Origin of the sequence: Salmonella sp. SAL4457 (assembly GCF_046548235.1) — a bacterium.
Taxonomy (GTDB): Bacteria; Pseudomonadota; Gammaproteobacteria; order Enterobacterales; family Enterobacteriaceae; genus Salmonella; species Salmonella enterica.
The window spans coordinates 1-228 of sequence record NZ_JBGDZO010001528.1; the positions used below are offsets into that span (position 1 = coordinate 1).

Consider the following 228-nt stretch of genomic DNA (forward strand, 5'->3'; position numbering starts at 1 on the left):
CAGCAGCGCCTCTGCGCCGTTGTCCGTTAAGGTACCGCATGAGAGTTCCAGCACGTTAAGCTGCGGCAGGATATTACTTTCCAGCACCCGGCGGGCGATATCATCCTGCTCTTCGCTGTTCATCAACCCCAGATGGGTGAGCTGAGGGAAAAGGTCTTTCGATGCCAGTGCCATCACGTCATCCAGCGAACCGTCAAAACCGTATTCCTCTACGCCCAGGAAGAGCTT

At 55.7% G+C, this 228-nt stretch carries 1 pseudogene; it reads right to left on the minus strand.

Features of this window, described 5'->3' with window-relative positions:
* Nucleotides 1–228, minus strand: a pseudogene (locus ACLJNW_RS29310) (cytoplasmic protein); the annotation flags it as partial.